Annotated in this window: 25 protein-coding genes; 5 read left to right on the top strand and 20 right to left on the bottom strand. The window is 72.4% G+C overall.

Annotation, left to right across the window (positions count from 1 at the left end):
* Nucleotides 1–22: 22 nt before the first annotated feature.
* On the bottom strand, nt 23–493 hold the full coding sequence (locus AB0D85_RS29940) for an RICIN domain-containing protein (protein WP_362326860.1): 471 nt from the start codon (nt 491–493) through the stop codon (nt 23–25).
* 217 nt (nt 494–710) lie between these two features.
* Between AB0D85_RS29940 and AB0D85_RS29935 the strand changes: the two genes are divergently transcribed.
* Both AB0D85_RS29935 and AB0D85_RS29930 read left to right on the top strand, forming a co-directional pair.
* A complete protein-coding gene (locus tag AB0D85_RS29935; RefSeq protein WP_362327320.1) occupies nt 711–1,451 on the top strand; it encodes a GntR family transcriptional regulator in 741 nt (246 codons plus the stop codon).
* Between the two features lie 5 nt (nt 1,452–1,456).
* Nucleotides 1,457–2,698, top strand: coding sequence for an MFS transporter (locus AB0D85_RS29930; protein WP_362326857.1), 1,242 nt, complete (start codon nt 1,457–1,459; stop codon nt 2,696–2,698).
* On the opposite strand, the gene AB0D85_RS29925 is transcribed toward AB0D85_RS29930, so the two are convergent.
* The 10 genes from AB0D85_RS29925 to AB0D85_RS29880 form a co-directional block, all read right to left on the bottom strand.
* Nucleotides 2,688–3,485: an MHYT domain-containing protein gene (locus AB0D85_RS29925; protein ID WP_362326854.1), complete on the bottom strand. Its 798-nt coding sequence runs from the start codon at nt 3,483–3,485 to the stop codon at nt 2,688–2,690. The genes AB0D85_RS29930 and AB0D85_RS29925 overlap by 11 nt on opposite strands.
* A gap of 240 nt (nt 3,486–3,725) precedes the next feature.
* Entirely contained in the window at nt 3,726–4,391 is a 666-nt protein-coding gene (locus AB0D85_RS29920) for a response regulator transcription factor (RefSeq protein ID WP_362326851.1), read from the bottom strand.
* Entirely contained in the window at nt 4,388–5,758 is a 1,371-nt protein-coding gene (locus AB0D85_RS29915) for a histidine kinase (RefSeq protein ID WP_362326848.1), read from the bottom strand. Before AB0D85_RS29915 ends, AB0D85_RS29920 begins: the two co-directional genes overlap by 4 nt.
* A 95-nt stretch (nt 5,759–5,853) precedes the next feature.
* On the bottom strand, nt 5,854–6,540 hold the full coding sequence (locus AB0D85_RS29910) for a response regulator transcription factor (RefSeq protein WP_362326845.1): 687 nt from the start codon (nt 6,538–6,540) through the stop codon (nt 5,854–5,856).
* On the bottom strand, nt 6,537–7,955 hold the full coding sequence (locus AB0D85_RS29905; RefSeq protein WP_362326842.1) for a sensor histidine kinase: 1,419 nt from the start codon (nt 7,953–7,955) through the stop codon (nt 6,537–6,539). The genes AB0D85_RS29910 and AB0D85_RS29905 overlap by 4 nt, the downstream gene beginning before the upstream one ends.
* Entirely contained in the window at nt 7,948–9,135 is a 1,188-nt protein-coding gene (locus tag AB0D85_RS29900) for an acyltransferase (RefSeq protein WP_362327317.1), read from the bottom strand. Before AB0D85_RS29900 ends, AB0D85_RS29905 begins: the two co-directional genes overlap by 8 nt.
* Nucleotides 9,136–9,184: 49 nt before the next feature.
* Nucleotides 9,185–10,126 (bottom strand): alpha/beta hydrolase, encoded by a 942-nt coding sequence (locus AB0D85_RS29895; RefSeq protein WP_362326839.1) that lies wholly within the window; start codon nt 10,124–10,126, stop codon nt 9,185–9,187.
* A gap of 583 nt (nt 10,127–10,709) precedes the next feature.
* The gene (locus AB0D85_RS29890; RefSeq protein WP_362326836.1) at nt 10,710–11,585 is read right to left on the bottom strand and encodes an alpha/beta hydrolase; all 876 of its coding nucleotides are present in this window, start codon (nt 11,583–11,585) and stop codon (nt 10,710–10,712) included.
* A gap of 189 nt (nt 11,586–11,774) precedes the next feature.
* Entirely contained in the window at nt 11,775–12,971 is a 1,197-nt protein-coding gene (gene kynU, locus AB0D85_RS29885; RefSeq protein WP_362326833.1) for a kynureninase, read from the bottom strand.
* Nucleotides 12,964–13,803, bottom strand: coding sequence for a tryptophan 2,3-dioxygenase family protein (locus AB0D85_RS29880; RefSeq protein WP_362326830.1), 840 nt, complete (start codon nt 13,801–13,803; stop codon nt 12,964–12,966). The genes kynU and AB0D85_RS29880 overlap by 8 nt, the downstream gene beginning before the upstream one ends.
* Before the next feature lie 207 nt (nt 13,804–14,010).
* Here AB0D85_RS29880 and AB0D85_RS29875 point away from each other — a divergent pair, with 207 nt between their 5' ends.
* Entirely contained in the window at nt 14,011–14,430 is a 420-nt protein-coding gene (locus AB0D85_RS29875) for a DUF3151 domain-containing protein (RefSeq protein ID WP_362326827.1), read from the top strand.
* 43 nt (nt 14,431–14,473) lie between these two features.
* On the opposite strand, the gene AB0D85_RS29870 is transcribed toward AB0D85_RS29875, so the two are convergent.
* The 5 genes from AB0D85_RS29870 to AB0D85_RS29850 form a co-directional block, all read right to left on the bottom strand.
* A complete protein-coding gene (locus AB0D85_RS29870) occupies nt 14,474–14,893 on the bottom strand; it encodes a hypothetical protein (RefSeq protein WP_362326824.1) in 420 nt (139 codons plus the stop codon).
* A 2-nt stretch (nt 14,894–14,895) separates the two neighbouring features.
* Nucleotides 14,896–15,162: a hypothetical protein gene (locus tag AB0D85_RS29865; RefSeq protein ID WP_362326821.1), complete on the bottom strand. Its 267-nt coding sequence runs from the start codon at nt 15,160–15,162 to the stop codon at nt 14,896–14,898.
* Nucleotides 15,159–15,587, bottom strand: coding sequence for an ATP-binding protein (locus AB0D85_RS29860; protein ID WP_362326818.1), 429 nt, complete (start codon nt 15,585–15,587; stop codon nt 15,159–15,161). Before AB0D85_RS29860 ends, AB0D85_RS29865 begins: the two co-directional genes overlap by 4 nt.
* Nucleotides 15,588–15,786: 199 nt before the next feature.
* Nucleotides 15,787–16,593: a zf-HC2 domain-containing protein gene (locus tag AB0D85_RS29855; protein ID WP_362326815.1), complete on the bottom strand. Its 807-nt coding sequence runs from the start codon at nt 16,591–16,593 to the stop codon at nt 15,787–15,789.
* A gap of 25 nt (nt 16,594–16,618) precedes the next feature.
* A complete protein-coding gene (locus AB0D85_RS29850; RefSeq protein ID WP_362326812.1) occupies nt 16,619–17,221 on the bottom strand; it encodes a sigma-70 family RNA polymerase sigma factor in 603 nt (200 codons plus the stop codon).
* Nucleotides 17,222–17,364: 143 nt separating this feature from the next.
* Here AB0D85_RS29850 and AB0D85_RS29845 point away from each other — a divergent pair, with 143 nt between their 5' ends.
* On the top strand, nt 17,365–17,877 hold the full coding sequence (locus AB0D85_RS29845; protein WP_362326809.1) for a cupredoxin family copper-binding protein: 513 nt from the start codon (nt 17,365–17,367) through the stop codon (nt 17,875–17,877).
* A complete protein-coding gene (locus tag AB0D85_RS29840) occupies nt 17,874–18,869 on the top strand; it encodes a metallophosphoesterase (protein ID WP_362326806.1) in 996 nt (331 codons plus the stop codon). The genes AB0D85_RS29845 and AB0D85_RS29840 overlap by 4 nt, the downstream gene beginning before the upstream one ends.
* 15 nt (nt 18,870–18,884) lie before the next feature.
* Here AB0D85_RS29840 and AB0D85_RS29835 read toward each other — a convergent pair whose 3' ends face one another.
* The 4 genes from AB0D85_RS29835 to AB0D85_RS29820 all read right to left on the bottom strand — a co-directional run bounded on the left by AB0D85_RS29835 (nt 18,885) and on the right by AB0D85_RS29820 (nt 22,960).
* A complete protein-coding gene (locus AB0D85_RS29835) occupies nt 18,885–20,360 on the bottom strand; it encodes an MFS transporter (protein WP_362326803.1) in 1,476 nt (491 codons plus the stop codon).
* Nucleotides 20,361–20,426: 66 nt separating this feature from the next.
* Nucleotides 20,427–21,449, bottom strand: coding sequence for a class II fructose-bisphosphate aldolase (gene fbaA / locus AB0D85_RS29830; RefSeq protein WP_362326800.1), 1,023 nt, complete (start codon nt 21,447–21,449; stop codon nt 20,427–20,429).
* 163 nt (nt 21,450–21,612) lie between these two features.
* Nucleotides 21,613–22,161, bottom strand: a complete 549-nt coding sequence (gene pyrE / locus AB0D85_RS29825) for an orotate phosphoribosyltransferase (RefSeq protein ID WP_362326797.1) — start codon at nt 22,159–22,161, stop codon at nt 21,613–21,615.
* Between the two features lie 10 nt (nt 22,162–22,171).
* A complete protein-coding gene (locus AB0D85_RS29820; protein WP_362326794.1) occupies nt 22,172–22,960 on the bottom strand; it encodes an aldose 1-epimerase in 789 nt (262 codons plus the stop codon).
* Nucleotides 22,961–22,978: the final 18 nt, after the last annotated feature.

Here is a 22,978-nt window from a genome sequence, read left to right as displayed (position 1 = left end):
TGACCAGGGGTGTCTCAGGGACTCACGAGGCGGGCAGGCTCCACCACTGCCAGGTGTGGGTGCCGCAGGCGCGGAGGTCGAGCCCCGCGTGCTCGCGCTCGTCGCCCTTGTTCTGGATGCTCAGGCACTGGCCGGTGGCCTCGGTGCGCAGCCAGCTGCCCTCCTTGTACCAGCGCTGGTTGGCCCGGCCGTGGCAGTCGGCGAAGACCTGGGCGGCGGCGTCGGCCTTGCCCTTCCTGACGTCCAGACAGTGCTCCTCGGCGGCGTTGACCAGCTTCTTGTCCGACCAGTACCAGAGCTGGTCGGACGCGCCGGCGCCGCAGGTCCGCACCTCGACGTCGTCGCCGTCGGAGGCGAGGCACTTGCCGTTCAGCTGGCTGCCGATCTGGAAGTACCGCGGCACCGCGGCCGCGTGGACGGGCGGGGCGGTGGCGAGGAGGGGAAGTGCGGTCAGCGCGAGCGCGGTCAGGCCACGTTCCAGGTGCTTGGTCATGTGTCTTGATGTAGCCGGATCCCGTGGTCCGCCAACACGCCCCGAACAGGGGCTTCACCCGACCGGCGGACCGGTTTCACCGGCCTTGGGGTGAGCGTCGCGGGGGTCACGGAGCGTGATTCTGCTCCAGCAGCTTTCGGCGGGGGCAGTAGCTTGCGAACTCCCCTCGGAACCACCTCGATCGGAGTCGCCCATGCCCTCGCTCATGCCCGCTCCCGTGCCCCGGGAAGTGCGCTATCTGGCCGTCGCCGAGGCGCTGCGTGCGCGGCTCGCCGCGGGCGAGTGGCGGGTCGGGGAGCGGCTGCCGTCGAGGGCGCGGCTCGCCGAGGAGTACGGGGTCGGGCGCAATGTCCTGCAGCGGACCATGGACGTGCTGATCGTCGACGGGCTCCTGGAAGGGCGGGCGGGCTCGGGGACGTACGTCCGGGTGCCGCGCGAACGGCTGCGGATGGTCCGTTCCCGGTGCCGCGAACGCTCGCTCGCCGCCGGGACGGAGCGGGGCCGGGCGGGTGCGTGGGACGCGGACAGCGAGGTCCGGGTCCCGGCCCCCGAGCACATCGCCGAGCGGCTCGCCGTCCGTCCCGGAGACCTCTGCGTCCGCACGCACTACGAGTTCCTCGCCGACGGCCGGCCCGTCCAGCTCTCCGAGTCCTGGGAGCCGATGGCCCTCACGGCCGGCACCCCGGTCGTGCTGCCCGAACGCGGGCCGCTCGCGGGCAGGGGCGTCGTCGAACGCATGCGGTCCATCGGCGTGGACGTCGGGACGGTGGTCGAGGTGCCCCGTCCGGCCCGGGCCACCCGGCCACAGGCGAACCTGCTCGGCATCGACGCCGGGGACCTGGTGCTCCTGATCGAGCGGACCATTCACGACACCGGCGGGCGTCCCGTGGAGACCGCCGACATCGTGATTCCGGACGCCCGCCGGGAGGTCGTCTACGAGTTCGCGGTGGAGCGGTAGCGGAGATGGACCGCCCTCCCCTGACCGCCGGCCTCCTGCGCGACCCGGACTTCGGCCGGCTCTTCGCCGCCACCGCACTCGGTCAGCTCGGCGACCGCGTCATCTTCCTGGCGTTGCCGCTGGTCGCGCTCGTGACCCTGGACGCCGGCCCGTTCCAGGTGGGTCTGCTGACCGCGGCGACCACGGCGGGCTCGCTCCTGGTGGGGCTGCCGGCGGGCGCCTGGGTGGACCGGATGCGGAAGCGGCCGGTACTGATCGCCGCCGACCTCGCCAGGGCGCTGCTCCTGCTGACGGTCCCGGTGGCCTGGTGGGCGGGTCTGCTCACCCTCGGGTGGCTCTGTGCCGTGGCACTGGCGCACGGCGTGCTGACCGTCTTCTTCGATGTCGCCCACGTCAGCTATCTGCCGCATCTGGTGGGCCGCGGCCGCCTCGTCGAAGGCAACGCGAAGCTCTCCGCGATCCGCTCGGTGACCGCCATCGGCGGCCCGGCGGTGGCGGGGCCGCTGGTGGGCGGGTTCGGGGCCCCCGCGGCGCTGCTGGCGAGTTCGCTGGGGATGGCCCTGTCGGGTCTGCTCGCGATCGGCATCCGCAGCCGGGAGGAGCGGCCGGAGACGGGTGAACGCCCGCGGCTGGGACGGGACATCGCGGAGGGCCTGCGGTTCGCTCTCGGTCATGCGGCCCTGCGCCCGATCATCCTGGGCGACGCGATGTTCAACCTCTTCCTCGTCATCTACCAGACCATGCTGCTGGTCCAGCTGGAGCGGGCACTGGGGCTTTCGCCCTCCGGTATCGGCCTCGTCCTGTCGGGGATGGGGTGCGGTGCGCTGCTGGGGGCTCTGCTGGCCGCCCGGGTCTCGCGGCGGCTGGGTCAGGGCACGGTCATCTGGCTGGCCCCACTGGTCACCTGCCCGCTGACCGCGCTGCTGCCGATGGCGCGGCCGGGCTGGAGCACCGACGTGGCCGCGCTCGGACTCGCGGCGCTCTCCCTGGGCGGGGTGGTGCGCGTGGTGGCCCAGTCGAGCCTGCAGCAGGCCCTCACACCGGACCGGCTGCTGGGCCGGACGAGTGCGACGGCCCGCTTCGTCTCCTGGGGCGGCATCCCGCTCGGCGGCCTCCTGGGCGGCGCGTCGGGCTCGGTGTTCGGCGCGCCGGCCACGCTGTGGATCGGCGCGGCCGGGATGACGCTGAGCGCCCTGCCGAACCTTCTGTCGAACGTCCTGTCGCCGCGCGCGGACCTCACGCGGTGAATCGTCGGCCCGCCACGGCCTCCTGGCGTTCCGCGGGGTGCCAGTCGCGCTGGCCGCCCACGACCTCGGGGTCGAACATGACGATCGCGCCCGCCAGGATCAGGGCCGCCACCGGGCCGGCCAGCATGACCAGCAGGAAGGACAGCAGGCTCGTCGAGGACTGGCCGCCCGACTGCATCTGGGCCACATGGACGCTCACCGCGGCCATTCCGGTGTAGTGCATGGTCGACACGGCCGCGCCCATCACCAGGGCGGCCCCGATGGTCGCCCAGACCGCGCTGATCGACACCGCCGCCCAGAGCGCGGCGGTCGCGGCGACCACGGCGATCACCACGGAGAGGACGACGACCGTGGTGTCGTAGTGCACATCGCCGCCGGTGTTCACCGCCGTCATGCCGAGGTAGTGCATCGCCGCCACCCCGAGACCGGTGAGCACGCCCGCGGTGCCCAGGGTGACGGGGCCCGAACCCCGGTAGCCGACCAGGAAGACGCCGACGGCGACCACCGCGATGCAGACGAAGAGGCTCAGCAGCGTCCGGCCGGAGTCGTAACTCACCAGGCCGCCGTCCACGCTGAACCCGATCATCGCGATGAAGTGCATGGTCCAGATGCCGCAGCCGAGGGAGACCGCCCCCAGAGCGAGCCAGCCCAGCTTCTTCTGGCCGCGCCCGCGGCCTATCGAACGGGTCGTGCAGCGCAGGGCCAGCACGGCGCCCAGAAAGGCCATCAGGTAGGCGGCTATCGGGGTGATCAGGCCGTAGTGGAACTCGGACACCTCAGCGGTCATCGCGGCAACTTTCTTCACGCGAAACAGGGACGGCGGCGGCGCCCGCCGGGGATGCGGGCGCGGTGGGGACGGGGGTGACTCCAAGAAGGCGAAAGCTGGATGAAAAGGGAGTTAACAGGCGGCCGAAACAAGCCACCTGGCTGATTCCTTCACCATTCAAACACAACTTGAGCGCACTGTGTCCACACCTGTACCGTTCGCGACCGAACCGCAATAACGACTGTGCTCACGGCATGTGCGCTATCCCGGCGTCACCAGCCGCGCCTCGTACGCGAACACCGCCGCCTGGGTGCGGTCCCTGAGGCCGAGCTTCACCAGGATGCGGCTGACGTGGGTCTTGACGGTGGACTCGGCCACCACCAGGCGTTCGGCCATCTCCGCGTTGGAGAGGCCGTGCGCGATGAGGATGAGCACCTCCGTCTCGCGGTCGGTGAGGTCGCCGTAGGCCGCGTGGGCCGCGGGCATCATGCGCGAGGTGCCGGAGAGCCTGGCGAACTCCGTGATCAGACGTCTGGTGACCGAAGGGGCGAGCAGGGCCTCGCCGGTGGCCACCACCCTGACCCCGTCGGCGAGTTGGCGGGCCGAGGCGTCCTTGAGGAGAAAGCCGGAGGCTCCGGCGCGCAGGGCCTGGTAGACGTACTCGTCCAGGTCGAAGGTGGTGAGGACCAGGACCTTCGCCGTACTGTCGGCGGCCACGATCTCCCGGGTCGCCTCGATGCCGTTCATCCCGGGCATGCGGATGTCCATCAGGACCACGTCGGGAGTCAGTTCACGGACGCGGTCCACCGCCTCCCGGCCGTTGACCGCCTCGCCGACGACCTCGATGTCCGGCATCGCGTTCAACAGGACCGAGAAGCCCTCGCGCACCATCATCTGGTCGTCCGCGATCAGTACCCGGATGGTCATGCGTCACCTTCGGCGGTGGGGACTACCGGCAGGAACACCGTCACCTCATAGCCTCCCTGGGGTGTCGGGGCCGCCGTCATCTCGCCGTTCAGCATCGAGACCCGCTCCCGCATGCCCGTGATGCCGTGGCCGGCGCCGGGCGACGGCTTGAGGAGCGCCGGCCGGGGCGGAGGGTCGTTGACTATCCGCAGACCCAGGCCGCCGATGACATAGCCGATCTCGACCCTGGCGCTCGCACCGGGCGCGTGGCGCAGGGTGTTGCTCAGCGCCTCCTGGACGATGCGGTAGGCCGACAGCTCCACGCCCTGCGGGAGTTCACGGACCGCGCCGGTCACGGCCTTGTCGACGGCCAGGCCCGCCTCCCGCACATTGGCGAGCAGGGCGTCGAGGTCGGCGAGAGTGGGCTGCGGGGCGTCCGGGGCCTCGTAGTCCTCGGCGCGGACCACGCCCAGCACGCGGCGCAGTTCGGTGAGCGCGGCCACCGCGTTCTCCCGGATCGTGACGAACGCCTTCTCCAGCTCCGGCGGCGGGTTCTCGACCCGGTACGGGGCCGCCTCCGCCTGGATCGCGACCACCGACATGTGGTGGGCCACCACGTCGTGCAGCTCGCGGGCGATCGTCGTGCGCTCCTCCAGCAGGGTGCGCCGGGAACGCTCGTGCGCGGTCACCGTCTGCTGGGCGCTCACCTCCTGCCGGGCCTCGCTGCGTATGTGCCGGACGGTCACGCCGAGCAGGGACAGCGCGGAGAGGAACAGCAGCCCCATGGTGTCGGAGCCGAAGTAGTGGCCGCCGCGGAAGACCGTCTCCGCCATGACGCCGTACACCGCCGTCAGCACCCACATCCAGGCCGCCGTGCGCGGCCTGGTCCGTATCGCCACGATGGTGAGCACGAACAGGTGGCAGGCGAAGCTGCCGGACAGCCAGGGCCACTCGCTGCCCCATTCGCTCCCGAGGACGGCCGCGACCGGGGTCGCCGCCATCGACAGCCAGAACGCGCCGACGGGCCGCACCATGGTCAGCAGGACCGGGGCCAGGGCGAGCAGGCCGAGCACCAGGTTGACCGCCGCGGAGTCGAAGCCGTTGTCCGAGGCGATGAGCATCGCGACGAGGCCGGCCGCGCCGATCAGGGCGTGCGGTCCCCAGGCCGTGTACTCCCGCAGCCTGCCGGGGACCCGGCGGGCGAGCGGGCCGTCGGTGGCCGCCCGCGGCAGCGGACGGTAGGCGAACGCGTCGTGGAACAGTTCCTGCCGCAGGCCGCGCAGGGCGTCCATCGCCGCCCGGAACTCCGGGCTGCGCGGCTTGTACGGCTCGAACGCGCCGTCCTGCGGCTCCGGCGGCGTGGAGTGCGTGTGGGTCGTCTCGGTCACGTACACGACCGTAGGCGGAGGGCGGGGTCACCGTCGTCACCAGTGAGAAGGGTCCTCGGGCATCCCTCTCAGGTACTACGGGGACTGCGGGCCGGTCAGTAGCCGGAGGGCCGTACCAGCCCCGACTCGTAGGCGAACACCGCCGCCTGGGTGCGGTCCCTGAGGCCGAGCTTCACCAGGATGCGGCCCACGTGCGTCTTCACGGTCTGCTCGGCGACGACCAGCCGCTCGGCGATCTCCGCGTTCGACAGACCCTGCGCGATCAGCGTGAGGACCTCCGTCTCACGCTCGGTCAGATCGCGGACGCGCGTCTTCAGCGGGGCGCGCACCCCGCCGCCGTCCAGCTGGGAGAACTGGGCGATCAGCCGCCGGGTGATGCCGGGCGCGATCAGCGCGTCACCGGCCGCCACCACCTGGACCGCCTCGGCCAGCTTGTCCGCGGAGGCGTCCTTGAGCAGGAACCCGGACGCGCCGGCCCGCAACGCCTCGTACACGTACTCGTCCAGGTCGAAGGTGGTGAGCACCAGGACCCTGATGTCCGGGCGTTCGCCGACGATACGACGGGTGGCCTCGATGCCGCCGAGCTCGGGCATGCGGATGTCCATGAGGACGACGTCCGGGGTGAGTTCGGCGACCCTGGCCACCGCGTCCAGGCCGTCCACCGCCTGGCCCACCACCTCGATACCGGGCTGGGCGTTCAGCAGCACGGTGAAGCCCTGCCGGACCATCTGCTGGTCATCGGCGATGACCACACGGATGGGGCTGCCACTGCTGCTCGTCATGCGCGGTCGTCCTTCGGGTCGGGGGCAGCGGGTGTGCCGGTGGTGGGTGTGCCGGTGGTGGGGTCCGGGGCGGGGCCGGGTACCAGGCGGGTGCCGCGGGCGGTGGCCGGGAGCTCCGCGAAGATCCGGTAGCCGCCGTCCGCCCGCGGTCCCGCCGTCAGCGACCCGCCGAGCATCGCGGCCCGCTCCCGCATGCCGAGCAGTCCGTGCCCGGCGCCCGGCGACGACGGCGCGGGCCGGGTCGGCCGCGAGTTCGCGACGGACACCAGCAACCCGTAGGGGATGTACTCGATCTCGACATGGGCGGTGGCTCCCGGCGCGTGCCGCAGGACGTTGCTCAGCGCCTCCTGCACGATCCGGTACGCCGACAGTTCCACACCCGACTGCATCGGACGGCGCGCGCCGTTGATCCGGGTGGTGACGGTCAGACCGGCCGCCCTGGTGTTCTCGACCAGCGCGTCCAGCCGGTCCAGGGTGGGCTGCGGGCTGTGCGGGCCGGTGCCGGTGCCGTCGGGCGCGTCCTCGTCGGGGCTCTCGGAGCGCAGGACGCCCAGCACTCTGCGCAGTTCGGTCAGCGCCTCCAGCGCGTTGTGCCGGATGCCGTCGAGGTTCTCCCTCAGCTCGTCCGGAGGGTTCTCCACCAGGTGTGGGGCGACCTGGGCCTGGATCGAGATGACCGACATGTGGTGGGCGACCACGTCGTGCAGTTCGCGGGCGATACGGCTGCGCTCCTCCAGGAGCGTGCGCCGGGCCCGCTCCTCCTCGGTGAGCGAGGCCTGTCTGCCGAGCTCCGCGCGCGCCTCGCGGCGGCCCCGCAGCGCCGTGCCGAGCGCCACGACGATCACGGCCAGGACGACCGTGACCACCGAGGTGGACTGGTGCGGCGGGGCGCCCCAGACGCCGTCGAGGAGCCAGGTGAGCAGGACGGTCACGGCCAGGGCCTCGACGGCCACCCGGGGGCGGACCCGCAGCGCGAGCAGCAGCAGGACCAGCAGGTGCGCGATGATCCCGGCCGTGGTCCAGGGCCAGGTGAAGGGGGCCTCCGGTGCCAGGCCCAGCCGGCCGCGCACCGCGACGGCGCCCACCAGCATGGCTCCCGTCGACAGCCACCATGCCGGGACGGGCCGCCACATCGCCAGGACCACGGCGGCGCCGGGCGCGAGCCCGAGCGGAAAGGCGAGACCGGACCCCAGATGCCCGTTGGTGTCGAGTTGCGCGATGCCGCCCACCGTGATGCCGAACGCCGCCAGGCACAGCACGCCGTGCGGCAGCCAGCGCAGCCATACGGAAGGGGGCAGCGGGTCGAGGCGGACGGTGCACAGGTCGTCGCGGAGTATCCGCAGCCAGCGCAGCACACGGCCGGTCCACTCCGCCCGCCGGATCCCCGTCTCCGTCACACCGTTCAGCCTAGACATGACGGGCGCCCGTCGGTGTCGCCCGATCGGACGAGCGGTGCGTTCTGACGATGCGTGAGCGGCCGGCGCGCGAGCGGGTACGGGGGTGTGTGCGGGAACGGCGTGGGGTGCCGGGGTGCTCGTAGGTGTGGAACGCCGCCCAGCAGACGGCGAGGGCCAGGGCGAACGCCGGGAGCCAGAGCAGACGGGCCGCGACCCATGTGAGGTGGTCGGGGGCCGTGTGGAGGCCGGGGAGGTGGCCGAACAGGAGGCCGGTGGCGGTGGTCGCCATCAGGGCCGTCTGGTGCCAGAGGAAGATCGTCATCGCGGAGAGGTTCACGAAGGCCACCGCCGCCCAGACCAGGGGCCGTCGCATCGTACGGCGCAGCCGCTCGCGCAGGAGCAGGGCCAGGCCGCACTGCGCCAGGCCGAAGGTGACGGCGGCCAGGGTGGGCGGGTCGAGGTTGGAGACGGAGGCGCCGGGGACGCCGACCATCGAGGCCGGGTAGCCCGCGCAGGCGATGAGCGCGGCCGTCGCCGCCGTACCGCCGATGAGCAGCACCCAGCCGGCGCGCGGGCGGTCGAGCTCGCCGCGTGTCCACGCGGCGCCCAGGGTGTACGGCACCAGCCAGCCCGCCGCGAGGTTCACCCAGCCGAGGCCGGGCGGGGCGCCGAAGCCGAAACGGAGCAGGTCCACATGGAGGACGACGGCCAGCGGCCACAGCGGGTTGAGCCGGGTGACGAGCGGGGTCGCCGCCGTCAGCGCCGCGAAGACCACGAGGAACCACAGGGGGGACAGGGCGAGTTTGGCGAGGGTGCGGACGGTGGTGATGTCGGTGCCGGAGAGGAGGAGGGCGGTGGTCGCGATCGTCCAGAGGGTGAGGAGTGCGGCCACCGGTTTGAACAGGCGGGACAGACGGGACGTCAGCCAGCGGTGGTAGGGGATGCCCTTCGCCTGGGCGGCGGTGTGGCTGCGGGTGGCGACATGACCGCCGACCAGGAAGAACACGGCCAGGGTCTGGAACGCCCAGGAGATCGGGGCCAGTCGGGGCAGGTACTGGAGGGGGCTGCTGGTGTGCAGTCGGCCGCCGTCCGCCACCAGTGCCGTGACCAGCCAGTGGCCGAGGACCACGCCGAGGACGGCGAACGCGCGGAGGGCGTCCACGGCGCGGTCGCGGTCGGGCGGGGTGCTGGTGTCCATACGGTGGGCGAGGTGTCGTATGCCGTGGGTGAGGCGGGGCGGTGGTGGCTTACGCACGGGTGACCTCCGTCGTCTCGCCGAGGACGATCCGGGCGAGGTTGGCCAGGGAGACCGAGCCCGGGGTGAAGTAGTCGCTGTGGCCGCCGGGGCCCGCCGCGAAGACGCGGGCGCCGAAGGGTGGGGACACGGGGTCCGTGCCGAAGCCGACGGTCGTGCCGAAGAGGTCGGCGTCGATGTGCGGTACCTCGGCTATCCAGTCGCCGGCGCCTCGGGCCGCCCAGACGCGGGCGGAGGTGTGCAGGGCCGCGGCCGTGGCGGCGCCGGTGCCGGGGCTGCCGACCAGGGCGATGTCGGTGACGCCGAGGCCGGTGAGGGCGGGGGCGGTCCGGGCGCAGACGACCGTGCCGTAGGAGTGACAGAGGAGGGAGATCGCCGCGGGCCCGGGGGCGGGGGCGGTGAGGGTGCGGAGTTCGCGGATCAACTCCGCCAGGTGTGGGGCCGCTTGGTCGGCTCGGCCCGGGGTGAGGACCGTGGTGCTGATCGTGGCGGGCGTTTTGTAGCCCAGCCAGGCGATGACCGCGGTGGGGGTACGGGGTTGGTCGTGGGTGAGGCGTCGGTACAGGGACTCGGCCGCGGTGTGGAAGCGGGCGTAGGTGTCGAGGGTGGTGTCCGAGCCGGGGACGAGGACGGCGACGCGGGTGGCTTGCGCCAGGTCGCCGAGGACTTCGGTGGCCTGGCCGGTGCCGCGGGCGTCGAAGCGGAGGAGGTGGCGGCCGGGGGATGCGAGGGTGCGGTCGGCGGCGGCGCGGGAGGCGTCACCGTCGGCGGCGGCCATGCGGGCGGCTTCGGCGGCGTTCTCACGGTTGGCTTTGTAGGCGGTGGCGAGGGTGGCCGGGGTGAGGGGGGTGGGGAGGGCCGCGGGAGGCGGGGCGGGGATCTGGGGCTGGGTGGCCGCGGAGAGGGGGAGGACCACGGCGGCGGTGAGGAGCACGGCGAGGGCGGTGCGGCGCGGCCTTCGGGTGCGGCGTCTTGGGAGTGGGGGTGCGCTTGCCGCCGGTGCGTGGAGTGTGGGGTTCGGGTCGGTGGGGTGGGTGTCGCTGGCCGGTGCGTGGAGCGCGGGGCTCGGGTCGGTGAGGTGGGTGTCGCTGGCCGGTGCTGGGGGCGCGAGGTGGGTGTGGCTGAGGCTGGGGGTTTCGCTCGCCCGCGCTGGCGGGGTGCCGCTGCGCCCACCCGTGCCGCCCGTGGGGGCACCTCCCAGGCCCTCAAGGCTCTGGGGGAGGCACGACTGCCCGCAGCTAGGGAGTAGGCGCCGAGCCCTGCCGCCCCAGACGCGCGATCGCCCGCAGCTGAGGAGCAGGCGCCGCAAACCGCTCGGCCCCCCGGCAGCAGCCCTCCCCCGTTCCCCCGTCGTGTCTGGCATGGTGGGCCTCCCCGTTCAGTTCGCCCGGTCGGTGGGCTTGTCTGATCGGGAAGTTACGGAGCAAGGGGCGTCGTCCGCGTCCTGCCAGGGAGCTCATCCTGGAGGTAGCTCTCAGGTACTACGGGTATGTGGGGGAAGGCTCAGGGTGGGGTTCTCACCAGGCCAGTTGGGCGATTTCCTCCGCCACCACCGCGCAGGCGTCCGCCGCCGGGTCGATGAGGGGGAAGTGGCCGACGTCCTCCAGCAGTGTCAGGCCCACCACCTCGCCCGCCTTGGCCGCCGCGTCGGCGTAGGCCTCCGCCACCGCCTGCGGGACGACCACGTCCGCGCGGCCCTGGACGAGGGTGGTCGCGATGCCGGTCGGGAGGAGGAGCGCGGGGTCCGCGTAGCGCTGGCGGTCGGTGAACTTGTCCTCCCCGCCCAGGAGTTGGAGCGCCGCGTTGCCGCAGACGTCCAGCTTCTCGGCCATCGCGAAGTCCGCGATCGGGGCCAGGGCCACGACCCCGCGCAGCGGGGCCGCCGCGGGGGTGCGCCACGCGGCGTCGGCGGGGAGCACGTGCCGCGCCGCCGCCCACAGCGCGAGGTGGCCGCCCGCCGAGTGCCCGGTGAGGACCGTACGGCGGAGATCCGCCTGGGGCAGCGCCTCGCGGGCCAGGTCCGGCAGGGCGTCGAGGGCCGCGGCTACGTCGTCGAAGGTGTCCGGCCAGCGCCCGGCGACCGGGGCCGTACCGCCCTGCGCGGGGAGCGCCGCGCCGCGCCGGTACTCGACGTTGGCCACCGCGAAGCCGCGCCGGGCCAGGTAGTCGGCGAAGGGGGTGATGTGGCCGCGGTCGTACGGCGCGCGCCACGCGCCCCCGTGCAGGACGACGACCAGCGGGGCCGACGGCTCCTCGACCCGCGGGGCGTAGAAGTCGATCACCTGGTCGGGGTGGTCGCCGTAGGCCGCCGTGGCGTCGGGCGCGACATGCGGGTGCGAGAAGGCCGACTCCTGCTCGGCGGTGGCCCGGGCTGCTGCGGCGTCGTCCGGCATTTCTCCAACCTCTCAGCGACGTAAATACATTGGCGGACCAGGTGGGGAATTCGGCCGTTGGCCGGGACGGTATCAGCCCGGTGACGTGCGGGGACACGTGGATGTGACGCACGGTGAGTATTGAACGGTTCTGTACCGTCCCGGCCCCCGCACCGGGATGACTATGTCGTCATGTCGCCAGGGCCCGTCCTAGGCGACGGCCGTTCCCGCCACCTCCCCCAGCACCCGCGCCGCCCGCTCCACGTCCGCGAATCCGACGTACAGCGGGGTGAAGCCGAAGCGGAGGACGTCGGGGTGCCGGAAGTCCCCGACCACGCCCCGCTCGATGAGCCGTCTCATCACGTCCCCGGCGTCGGGGCAGCGCAGCGCGATCTGGCTGCCGCGCTCCTCGTGCGCCACCGGGGTCACCAACTCGACGCGGTCTTCCGGGAGATACGCCTCGACGCACTCCAGGAAGAAGTCCGTCAGGGCGAGGGACTTGGCGCGTACGGCCGCCACCGGCACCCCGTCCCAGACCTCCAGCGCCGCCTCCAGGGCCAGCATGGAGAGGATGTCCGGGGTGCCGACACGACCGCGCAGCGCGCCGGGGGCGGGGGCGTAGGACGGGCTCATGCCGAAGGGCTCGGCGTGCGAGTTCCAGCCGGGGAGCGGGGAGTCGAAGCGGTCCTGGAGCCCGTGGCGGACGTACAGGTACGCGGGTGAACCCGGGCCGCCGTTCAGGTACTTGTACGTGCAGCCGACCGCCAGGTCGACCCCGTGCTCGTCGAGGCCCACCGGCAGCGCGCCCGCGCTGTGGCACAGGTCCCAGACGGACACGGCCCCGGCCGCGTGGACCGCGGCGGTCAGGGACGGCAGGTCGTGGAGGCGTCCGGTGCGGTAGTCGACGTGGTTGAGCAGCACGGCCGCGGTGCGGTCGCCGAGTGCGGCGGGCACCTCGGCCGGCGTCACCGGCCGCAGCGCACGGCCCGTCAGCCGGGCCGCCGACTCGGCGATGTACCCGTCCGTGGGGAAGGTCGTGGCGTCGACGAGGATCTCGTCCCGGCCCTCCCCTGCCAGCCGTACCGCACCCACAAGTGCCTTGAAAACGTTGACACTTGTGGAGTCGCCGACCACGATCTGGCCGGCCGCCGCGCCGACCAGCGGGGCGATCCGGTCGCCGATCCGCTCCGGCGCCGTCCACCAGCCGCTCTCGTCCCAGGAGCGGATCCGCAGCTCGCCCCACTGGCGCCGGACGACGTCCTCGACCCGGCCGGGGACGTGCGCGGGCAGGGCGCCCAGTGAGTTGCCGTCGAGATAGACGACATCGTCGAGGACGAAGCGGGAGCGGAGTTCGGCGAGTTCGTCCGCGCCGTCCAGCTTCTCCGCCCTCAGGGTCAGCTCAGACATGGGACCTCGCCGTCCACAGCTCCGGGAACACGTTCTTGCGGGCGCGCTTCTCCAGCCAGGCGACGCCGGCCGAGCCGCCGGTGCCGGGCTTGGCGCCCATCGCGCGGCGGGTGGCGACCAGGTGGTCGTTGCGCCAGCGCCAGACGAGTTCGGCGACGTCGGTCAGTGCCTCGCCGAGGCGGGCGAGTTCGGCGTCCTCGTCGCCCGCGTAGACGGCGGTCCAGGCGGCCTCGACGGCGTCGACGGGTTCGTACCGCAGTGACATGTCACGGTGCAGCGCCTCGTCCGGGACCGGGTGCCCCCGCCGCGCGAGCAGCCGTACCACCTCGTCGTAGAGGCTCGGCTCGTGCAGCGCCTTCTCCAGTTCCGCGTGCACACGGGGCGCGCCGCGGTGCGGGACGAGCATGGACGCGGACTTCTCGCCGAGCAGGAACTCCATCCGCCGGTACATCGCCGACTGGAAGCCGGAGCCCTCGCCGAGGGCGGAGCGGTAGGAGTTGAACTGGGCGGGGGTGAGCTGGCCGAGCGGCCTCCAGGAGGCGTTCAGCGCCTCCAGTTCGCGAGTGGAACGCTTCAGCGCGGCGATCGCGGTGGGGATGTCGTCGCCGCGCAGCGCCGCCGCGGCCGTCTCCCACTCGTGCACGATGACCGTGAACCACAGCTCCATCACCTGGGTCGTGACCAGGAAGACCATCTCTCCGGGATCGTCGGAGAGGGTGTGCTGGAGGTGGGTGAGCACGTCCGCCTTGACGTAGTCCTCGTACGGCGTCGTGCCGGCGAAGTCGAGATGCGGGGTCTCCGGCTCGTTCGTTTCGAGAGCCTCATGGGACATCGCTGTCTCCTGTTGTACTCCGGGTAGCGGTCCGCCCCTGCCGATGCCGACACGGGGGCCCCGGTCCCCACCGGCATCTTCCGCAACGTAACCCGAATCCTGCAAGGCCCGCCTGTCGGGAGCACCGGAATGCGCCCGCACAGGGGACGGCGTTCCGGAAAGCGACGGGACGCGTGGTGAGGTTCCCGGCGGTGGCAGACTGGCGCCATGACGACGCACAAGAACCTGCTCGGTGGCCCGGAGCCGACCCATCTGCCGGTGAACGAAGAGGCGTACCGCCTGCTGGACGAGGAGTCGCTGGCTCCCGCCGAGGTCGCCGCGAAGTTCCCGACCTTCTCCCTGGCCTGGGCGCTGCTCGCCGACGATGCGTTCGGGCGCGGCGCGGTCGTCGAGTCGTACGCCTACGCCCGCACCGGCTACCACCGGGGGCTGGACGCCCTGCGCCGCGCCGGATGGAAGGGGCACGGCCCCATCCCCTGGGAGCACCAGGCCAACCGCGGCTTCCTGCGCTGCCTCGCCGCGCTCGCCCGCGCCGCCGGTGAGATCGACGAGAAGGACGAGCACGAGCGCTGCCTGCAGTTCCTGAAGGACAGCAGCACGGAGGCGTACGCCGAGCTGATCGGCTGACCTGCTTCGCTCGGCGTAGTGTCCGGTGACCGTACTCGCCGGTTCAGGTGCCGGGGCGCCCGGCGGCCGTCCAGGCGGCGTACTCCTGACGGACGTAGCGGCGGCGGCCGGGGGCGACCGCGTCGGGGCGGCACGGGCCGGCCACCAGGCCGGGATGGCGGCGGTCGTGCCGGACAAGTTGCTCGGCGGTCTCCGCGGCGGCCGCGGCCGGGCCGGGGCCGCCGCGCAGGGCCATCCGGTCCATGAGGGCCGCCCGGCGCAGCAGCCAGGCCCGTTCGGCGGCCGTCGCGTCGGCCGTCACGTCGGCCGGGGGGCCGGTGCCGGGCCCGGCACGGCGGCCGTCGCGTTCGGCCCCGAGAGCGAGCAGCTGGTGCATCTCGCGGCGCAGGTCGGGCGCGTTCGTGTAGGCCTCGGACGCGGTCGGGGCGCCGGTCTCCGCGCGGCCGTCCGGGGTGACGTCCATGGTCACCACTCCGCCGGTACGCGGGGGCCGGTGCCGCAGCGTCGGCACGGCACCGTGTCGGGGTCGTGGTCGGGGCCGTGGTCGGAGTCCCGGTGAGCGGGGGCCGCCGGATGCGCCGCGGACCGCGGGGGAACCCCGGCCGGACCCGGGCAGCCGTCGACGGGGCACGGCTTGTGGGTCGCGAAGGCCCACGCGCGGGGGCGTCCGGTGACCCGGCGCCGCGGCTCGCCCGGGACGCCCAGGCCGCCCGGGACATCCAGGCCCGTCATGCCGAACACCTCAGACAGGCGCGGACCTCGCGGCCGCCGCGTGTCTGGCGGACCTCGGTCGACTGGGCGAGGTACTGGACGATGCCGGTGCCGCGGCCGTGTTCGTCGGGAGCCGCGTCGCGGCGACGGCGCTCCACCGTCGTACCGGAGTCGGTGACCACGATGTGCAGCGTGCCGTCGTCGAGGACGAGCGACAGGGTCATCTGCTCGCGGCCGTACTGGGCGGCGTTGGCGGCGAGTTCGTCGACGATGAGAACGGCGGAGTCCCGCTCGCTCGCGGGCACGCTCCAGGTCTCCAGCAGATCGGCCGCGAAGTGACGGGCGGCGGAGACGTGCGCCTCCTGCGCGGGCAGGGTGAGCAGCGCCTGGTGTCGGCAGGGCCCGCCGAGCAGTGAACCCGGGTGGGGCGAATCGGTCACGTACATGGTCTTCTGGCTCTTCCGTGGAGGTGCGGAGATCGGAACGGGGGGGAGACCGCCGGCTATATCGGGGCGGTCGGCGGGCCCGTCCTGCATGGGCGCGCTCATTCAGTTCCACGGATGGCGCACGCCCGGCGGTTCGAGTAATTCGCACCTTTTGCCGGGCTTCTTGTCGGGCTTCCTGCCGACGTCGGTCGTCAACGCCTCACGCGCGGACGGTGACCAGCTTCTGGCCGTTGCCCGCGAGGATCTCGAAGTGCTCGATGGCTCCCGGGGACATGGCGACCGCCCCTTGGACCGTGGTGCCGGGAGGGTACTCGCCCGCCCGCCAGGTGGCACCGTCCACCCGGGCGCCGCCGGGCCCGACCGCCTGCAGCCGGCAGGTGATTCCGGCGGGCGCCCCCTTGGCGTGGACCCGCAGGACACTGCCCCAGGCGGAGGGGTAGACGTCCACCGAGGCGGAGACACCGGTGGCGGAATCGCTTCCGGAGAACGTGCGCCAGGCGGTCGACGCGGTCGCCCCGGGCGGCGCCGCCTGACTGCTCACGGATCCGACGGCCGCCAGCCAGGTGCCGCCGACCGCCGCCGCGACGAACGTCAAGGAGGCGGCGGCACCGGCCAGTTGCAGACGCCAGGTCCTGCGCCGCCGGGCCGCGGCCTGCCCCAGCAGCCTCTCCAGCACACCCGCCTGCGGCGCCGGCACCACCGCAGGCACCACAGGCCGTGCGGGCGGGGAGCCCTGCGCGCTCTCGGCCGCCTGGGCCACCAGCCGGTCGGCCAGGTCCCCGTCGGCCGCCGGCATCGCACGGCCCGCGACCTCGGGTTCGGCCTCGACCTCGGCCGCGGTCACCGTCGCCAGCAGCGCGGGCAGTCCCGCCAGCCGCAGGTGTTCGGCCCGGCACTCGTCGCATCCCACGAGGTGGACGCGCACCTGTTCCCTGTCCGCCGGGGGCAGTGTGCCCAGGACGTATCCGCCCAGCGCCAGCCGGAGGGCGTCGTGCTCCGCGCTCACGGTCGCCACCTCCCGCACTCCACGGTCATGGCTCGATCCCCCGCTCCTGGAGCGCCAGCCGCAGGGCGTGCAGGGCGTAGTACGTCCGTGACTTCACGGTGCCCAGCGGGATGCCCAGCACCTGTGCGGCCTCCGCCATGGTCCGTCCCCGGTAGTAGGTCTCCAGCAGCACCGCACGGTGGTCCGGGGACAGCGCCCGGAGGGCGTCGGCGACCGCCCAGCTCTGCAGCGCCTGCTCGATCTCGTCCTCGCCCGGCGTCTGCTCGGCGGCCCGCTCCAGGGCTTCGCCGCCGGCCTCGGCCGGCCTGGCCCGCCGGGCCCGGTGGGCGTCGATGACCAGGTGCCGGGCGACCGTGCACAGCCAGGCCCGGGCCGGGCCGCGTGCGGGCTCGAACGCGGCGGGGTGCTGCCACGCCCGCAGCAGCGTCTCCTGCACGACGTCCTCCGCCCATTGCCGGTCTCCCGATGTCAGTCGCAGCACGTAGTGGAAGAGGGGTCCTGCGTGCTCCGCGTACAGCGTGCGCAGCAGTTCCTCGTCCGCGGTCGAAAGGGTTCCTCTACCAGGGACACGGCGCTCGGAGCGATCCGGATCGACCCTTGGATCACGTTTTCGGAAACCCCGGGACATAAGTCCGATCATCGCCCATGCGAAGAAAACTCACAAAAGCGTATATATGTCGAACCGTATGCCCCTCGCCGTCCGTGGAGCCGGACAGGAACCGACTTTCGCGCGGTTCCTCATCGACTCCCCGACGGCAAGGACGGATCGCCATGCACCCGAGCTTCCACCCACCAGGCCGACGATCACGCACCGCGACCGGGCTGGCCCTCACCGGCCTCGCCACTGCCGGCGCGCTGGCGCTCCTCGGCGCATGCGGCCAGTCGTCGCACCCCTCGTCCACCGGAGCCGGCGCCATCACACCCGGCCCGGGTCAGCACCAGACGGCAGGCATGCCCGGCATGAGCATGTCGACGATGCCGGCGATGTCGACGACGCCGACGCACGCGGGCACGGGCGCGCCGGTGTCCGGGACCGCCGTCGCGATCAAGAACTTCGCGTTCTCGCCGGCCGCGCTGAAGGTGCCGGTGGGGACGACCGTGACCTGGACCAACGAGGACACGGACGCCCACACCGTCACCAGCTCCGGACCGGGCGGCCCGTTGAGCTCCCCCGCCCTGGCCACCCACGCCACCTACCGCTACACGTTCACCAAGCCCGGCACCTACGCCTACCTCTGCACCGTCCATCCGTTCATGACCGCCACCGTCGAGGTGACCCGATGACCGACTACCACGACAGCCAAGACAGTTACGAGAGTTACGACAGCCACGACGAGGAACACGGGATGACGCGTCGCCAACTCATGCGGCACGCGGGGTGGTTCGGCGGTGCGGTGGTGCTGACCGTGGCCGGTGGGGAGGTGATCAGCCACATCGCCGGCCCCCGGGGCACCGACGCCGAGGCCGCCGCCTTCGCCACCGCGACGGGAAGCGGCGCGCTGCGGTTCGTGCAGGTCTCCGACAGCCACATCGGGTTCCAGGGCCCGGCGAACATGGACGTGGCCGGCTCGTTCACCGAAGCGATCAGGCAGGTCAACTCGCTCGGTTTCAGGCCCGACTTCGTCATGCACAGCGGGGACCTGACCCACCTGTCCACGGCCGGGCAGTTCGACCAGGTCAAGCAGATGCTGTCCGGGATGAGGACGGACCGCGTCTTCACCGTGCCGGGCGAGCACGACTCCATCGGCGACGCGGGCCGCGCCTACCGGCGGACCTTCGGCACGGGCACGCTCGGCGACGGCTGGTACAGCTTCGACACCCACGGCGTGCACTTCATCGCGCTGGTGAACACCCTGAGCCTGGAGAAGCTCGGCCACCTCGGCAACGACCAGATCGACTTCGTCCGCAGGGACCTCGCCGGCCTGTCCTCGGACACCCCCGTCGTGGTCTTCAGCCACATCCCGCTGTTCGCGATGTACCCGCAGTGGGGCTGGAGCACCGACGACGCCCTCAAGGTCATCGCCCTCCTGCGCCGCTTCTCCTCCGTGACCTGTCTCAACGGGCACGTCCACCAGCTGTTCACCAAGACCGAGGGCAACATCACCTTCCACTCCGCCACCACCACCGCCTACCCCCTGCCCAGACCGGGCACGGCCCCCGCCCCCACCCCGCAGGTCGTCCCCGCCCGGCAGCTCAAGCACGCGCTGGGCATCCGCAGCGTCGGCTACCGCCAGGGGGACCGCGAACTGGCCGTCAAGGACCAGCCGCTGACCTGAACCGGACGACAGGCCCTAGTGGCCCTCGGCCTCGATCGGCGGTGACGTCACGTTCCCGTGGGTACGGCATTCCGGGCGTACGCAGCCCGGTGCCGGCCTGCGGACCAGGGCGAAGGCCAGGGCCGCGCCCACCACCAGCACCCCGGCGCAGATCGGCATCGCCCGGTGGAACGCCGCGTCGAAGGCGGCCGGCGAGCGGTAGGCCTCCGGGCCCATCCGCGCGAGCAGCGGCAGCGCCGCCACCGCGATGAGGCTCGCCGCCCGGGCCGCCGCGTTGTTGATGCCGCTGGCGATGCCCGCCCGGGCCGTGCCGACGGAGGCGAGGACCGAGGCGGTGAGGGGGGCCACCAGGGTGACCATGCCGGTGCCCATGACCAGGACCGCCGGAAGGACGTCCGTCAGGTAGTTCGCGTGCTCGCCCACCCGGAGCATCAGCAGCATCGCCGTCGCGCAGAGCAGCGGGCCCACCGTGAGCGGGATGCGGGGGCCGATGGTGTCGGCGAGGGCACCCGAGCGGGCCGAGAAGAGGAGCATCAGGGCGGTGGTGGGCAGCAGGGCCGTACCGGCGGCGAGGGCCGAGTAGCCCGCCACCACCTGGAGCTGGAGCGCGGTCAGGAAGAAGTAGCCGCCGAACGCGCCGTACACGCACAGGGTGACGATGTTCAGCGCCGTGAACTGGCGGGACGCGAAGATGTCCAGCGGGAGCATCGGGTCCGCGCGGTGCTTCTCGACGTACACGAAGGCCACACCCGCCGCGACCCCCGCCACGGCCAGCAGTGAGGTGGTCCCGGCCTCGATCAGCGCGTAGGTGACCAGGCCGAGCGCGAGCGCGGCCAGCACGGCGCCGAGGACGTCGAAGCGGCCGTGGGCCCGGTCTCCCCCACTCTCGGCTTCGCTCGAGCGGGAGGTGCCCCCAGCGGACTCGGGGACATGGCGCAGGGCGACCGGGACGCAGAGCAGGGCCAGCGGGACGTTGAGGAGGAAGACCCAGCGCCAGCCCGGGCCGTCCACCAGCCAGCCGCCCAGGAAGGGCCCCACGGCCGCGCCGATACCGCCGAAGCCGGACCAGAGGCCGACCGCGCGGGCCCGGTCGTCGGGGTGGAAGGAGGCCTGGATGAGGGCCAGGGAGCCCGGGGTGAGGAGCGCGCCGCCGATGCCCTGGAGGGCGCGGGCGCCGATCAGCACGGCGTCGGTCGGGGCCAGCCCGCACATCAGGGACGCGGCCGCGAACCAGACGACACCCGTCACGAAGATCTTCCGGCGGCCGTACTGGTCGCCGAGCGAGCCGCCCAGCAGGATCAGGCCGGCCAGCGTGAGCATGTACGCGTTGACCGTCCACTGCAGCGCGGACAGACTCGCGTCCAGGTCACGCCCGATACGGGGCAGCGCCACGTTGACGACGGTCGAGTCCAGCATCGCCATGCTGGAACCGAGGACGGTGGTGAGCAGGATCCACTTGCCCTGGGATGAGGCGAGCCGGACGTCGGGCATGGTCCAGGTATACAGCGGACCCGGCGCCGTAGACAGACGAACGCCGGGTCCTGACCGTAATGCGACTTACTTGATCTTGTTACCCGCGGAGCGCAGGTTCTGCGTGGCCTCGACGACGCGCGCGGCCATGCCCGCCTCGGCCAGCTTGCCCCAGGTGCGCGGGTCGTAGGTCTTCTTGGAGCCGACCTCGCCGTCGACCTTCAGGACGCCGTCGTAGTTCCTGAACATGTGGTCGGCGACCGGACGGGTGAAGGCGTACTGGGTGTCCGTGTCGAGGTTCATCTTCACGACGCCGTTCTCCAGCGCGGTCAGGATCTCCTGCTCGGTGGAGCCGGAGCCGCCGTGGAAGACGAAGTCGAACGGGGACTGCTTGCCGAACTTGGCGGCCACGCCGTCGTTCAGCTCCTTCAGCAGGTCGGGGCGGAGCACCACGTTGCCCGGCTTGTACACGCCGTGCACGTTGCCGAAGGAGGCGGCGAGCAGGTAGCGGCCCTTCTCGCCCAGGCCCAGGGCCTCGGCGGTGCGGATCGCGTCGTCGACCGTCGTGTACAGGGAGTCGTTGATCTCGTGGGAGACGCCGTCCTCCTCGCCGCCGGTCGGGGTGATCTCGACCTCGAGGATGATGTTGGCGCGGCGGGCCTGCTCAAGCAGCTCCTGCGCGATGGCCAGGTTGTCGGCGAGGGTCTCCGCCGAACCGTCCCACATGTGCGACTGGAAGAGCGGGTTGCGGCCGTTCTTCACGCGCTCCTCGGAGATCGCGAGCAGCGGACGTACGTACCCGTCGAGCTTGTCCTTCGGGCAGTGGTCCGTGTGCAGGGCGATGTTGACCGGGTACTTCTCGGCGACGATGTGCGCGAACTCGGCGAGCGCGACCGAGCCGGTGACCATGTCCTTCTTGTACTGGCCGCCCAGGAACTCGGCGCCGCCGGTCGAGATCTGGACGATGCCGTCGCTCTCCGCCTCCGCGAAGCCGCGCAGCGCCGCGTGCAGGGTCTGGGTCGAGGTGACGTTGATGGCCGGGTAGGCGAACTTGCCTGCCTTCGCCCGGTCGAGCATCTCGTTGTAGACCTCGGGGGTTGCGATGGGCATCTGTCCGCTCCTTGGGTGTGCGGGTCGGGTACTGCTGCTTCTCTACGGCCCTGACCTAGACCTGTGTGGGGGCGACGTCATCGTCGTCCCCATCTTTCCAGACATGAACCGATGCTCCACGCGCCGGTCAAATCCGGGTCAATCCCACTCGTCAACCCACGTGTCAGTCCAGCCCCAGTTCATCCTTCGAGAAGGCGAAGAGGTACGGCACACCGGCGCCCTCCCGGATCTTCTCTGCGGCGCCGGTCGCCCGGTCGACGATGGTGGCGACGGCGACGACCTCGGCGCCGGCCTCCCGTACGGCCTCCACGGCGGCGAGCGGGGAACCGCCGGTGGTGGAGGTGTCCTCGACGACCAGGACCCGCCGGCCCTCGATCTCCGGACCCTCGACCCGGCGCTGCATGCCGTGCGCCTTCGCCGCCTTGCGCACGACGAAGGCGTCCAGGCGACGGCCCCGCGCGGCGGCCGCGTGCAGCATGGCGCCGGCGACCGGGTCGGCGCCCATGGTGAGGCCGCCGACGGCGTCGAACTCCAGGTCGGCGGTCAGGTCCAGCAGCACCTGGCCGACCAGCGGGGCGGCCTCGCCGTCGAGGGTGACGCGGCGGAGGTCGACGTAGTAGTCCGCCTCCAGCCCCGACGACAGGGTCACCTTGCCGTGCACCACGGCCTTGTTCTTGATCTGTTCCAGCAGCTCAGCACGTGCATCCGTCATGCCGAACAGCTTAGAGGCGCGTCCAGGTCCACGTGGTCGAGGCTTCGAGCGGCTCCAGGGGCGTGACCAGGCGGGGCAGCGTGTTCAGCCCGTTGGGCGGACCGGTCTGCGGCTCCACGCACACGGCGGCCTCCTGCTCGTCGTAGACGACGACCCACTGCTCGCGGCTGGCGACCTTCAGCTCCAGTTGCCCCGGCCAGGTGAGGGTGACGTCGACGCCGTCGGGCATGCCGAAGCAGTCGTCCCAGGGGCCGGGCTTGGGGTCGATGCGGTTGCCGGTGGGCAGGTGGTCGTCGCCGCGCTCCTCCTGCCAGGCGGGCGCGAAGTCGACCTGGACGTCCTGGCCGCCGAGGCTCCGGTTGAACCACGGGTGCCAGCCGATCTGCGCCGGGAAGGAGTCGTCGTACGTCTCCACGCCCATCGTCAGCGTCAACGAGTCCTCGGTGAGCTGCACGGCGTGGGTGACGCGGGCGGCGTGCGGCCAGGGGGCGGCGAGTTCGCAGGTGATCACCGCCTCGCTCGCCGAGCGGCGCGCGAGGCGCCAGGCGCCGTCGCGTGCGGTGCCGTGGATGGCGTGCGGCGGGGAGTTCAGCGGCATCTGGACGACGGTGGCGCCGTCGAGGAAGCGGCCGTCGCGGGTACGGCCGCACCAGGGAACCATCGGGAAGCAGCCGAAACGGTCACCTTGCCGGAGGAGTTCCGCGCCGTTGATTTCGAGGCCGCCGATACGACCACCGTTGGCGGGCTGGATGCGTACTACCGCGTCGCCTGCGGTCAGCGTGATGTCTTCGTTACTCACGGGATGACAGTACTGGGG

The organism is Streptomyces sp. NPDC048277, from assembly GCF_040652235.1.
In the GTDB taxonomy this organism is placed as follows: domain Bacteria; phylum Actinomycetota; class Actinomycetes; order Streptomycetales; family Streptomycetaceae; genus Streptomyces.
The sequence above is the reverse complement of the archived record's forward strand: the minus strand, read 5'-3'. Positions and strand labels throughout refer to the sequence as shown.

Excerpts from the sequence above, each read along its gene's own strand:
- AB0D85_RS29940 (WP_362326860.1), bottom strand. The coding sequence starts at position 493 with ATGACCAAGCACCTGGAACGTGGCCTGACCGCGCTCGCGCTGACCGCA.
- AB0D85_RS29930 (WP_362326857.1), top strand. The coding sequence starts at position 1,457 with ATGGACCGCCCTCCCCTGACCGCCGGCCTCCTGCGCGACCCGGACTTC.
- AB0D85_RS29925 (WP_362326854.1), bottom strand. The coding sequence starts at position 3,485 with ATGACCGCTGAGGTGTCCGAGTTCCACTACGGCCTGATCACCCCGATA.
- AB0D85_RS29920 (WP_362326851.1), bottom strand. The coding sequence starts at position 4,391 with ATGACCATCCGGGTACTGATCGCGGACGACCAGATGATGGTGCGCGAG.
- AB0D85_RS29910 (WP_362326845.1), bottom strand. The coding sequence starts at position 6,540 with ATGACGAGCAGCAGTGGCAGCCCCATCCGTGTGGTCATCGCCGATGAC.
- AB0D85_RS29905 (WP_362326842.1), bottom strand. The coding sequence starts at position 7,955 with ATGTCTAGGCTGAACGGTGTGACGGAGACGGGGATCCGGCGGGCGGAG.
- AB0D85_RS29900 (WP_362327317.1), bottom strand. The coding sequence starts at position 9,135 with ATGGACACCAGCACCCCGCCCGACCGCGACCGCGCCGTGGACGCCCTC.
- AB0D85_RS29890 (WP_362326836.1), bottom strand. The coding sequence starts at position 11,585 with ATGCCGGACGACGCCGCAGCAGCCCGGGCCACCGCCGAGCAGGAGTCG.
- kynU (WP_362326833.1), bottom strand. The coding sequence starts at position 12,971 with ATGTCTGAGCTGACCCTGAGGGCGGAGAAGCTGGACGGCGCGGACGAA.
- AB0D85_RS29880 (WP_362326830.1), bottom strand. The coding sequence starts at position 13,803 with ATGTCCCATGAGGCTCTCGAAACGAACGAGCCGGAGACCCCGCATCTC.
- AB0D85_RS29875 (WP_362326827.1), top strand. The coding sequence starts at position 14,011 with ATGACGACGCACAAGAACCTGCTCGGTGGCCCGGAGCCGACCCATCTG.
- AB0D85_RS29870 (WP_362326824.1), bottom strand. The coding sequence starts at position 14,893 with ATGGACGTCACCCCGGACGGCCGCGCGGAGACCGGCGCCCCGACCGCG.
- AB0D85_RS29865 (WP_362326821.1), bottom strand. The coding sequence starts at position 15,162 with ATGACGGGCCTGGATGTCCCGGGCGGCCTGGGCGTCCCGGGCGAGCCG.
- AB0D85_RS29860 (WP_362326818.1), bottom strand. The coding sequence starts at position 15,587 with ATGTACGTGACCGATTCGCCCCACCCGGGTTCACTGCTCGGCGGGCCC.
- AB0D85_RS29850 (WP_362326812.1), bottom strand. The coding sequence starts at position 17,221 with ATGTCCCGGGGTTTCCGAAAACGTGATCCAAGGGTCGATCCGGATCGC.
- AB0D85_RS29845 (WP_362326809.1), top strand. The coding sequence starts at position 17,365 with ATGCACCCGAGCTTCCACCCACCAGGCCGACGATCACGCACCGCGACC.
- AB0D85_RS29840 (WP_362326806.1), top strand. The coding sequence starts at position 17,874 with ATGACCGACTACCACGACAGCCAAGACAGTTACGAGAGTTACGACAGC.
- AB0D85_RS29835 (WP_362326803.1), bottom strand. The coding sequence starts at position 20,360 with ATGCCCGACGTCCGGCTCGCCTCATCCCAGGGCAAGTGGATCCTGCTC.
- fbaA (WP_362326800.1), bottom strand. The coding sequence starts at position 21,449 with ATGCCCATCGCAACCCCCGAGGTCTACAACGAGATGCTCGACCGGGCG.
- pyrE (WP_362326797.1), bottom strand. The coding sequence starts at position 22,161 with ATGACGGATGCACGTGCTGAGCTGCTGGAACAGATCAAGAACAAGGCC.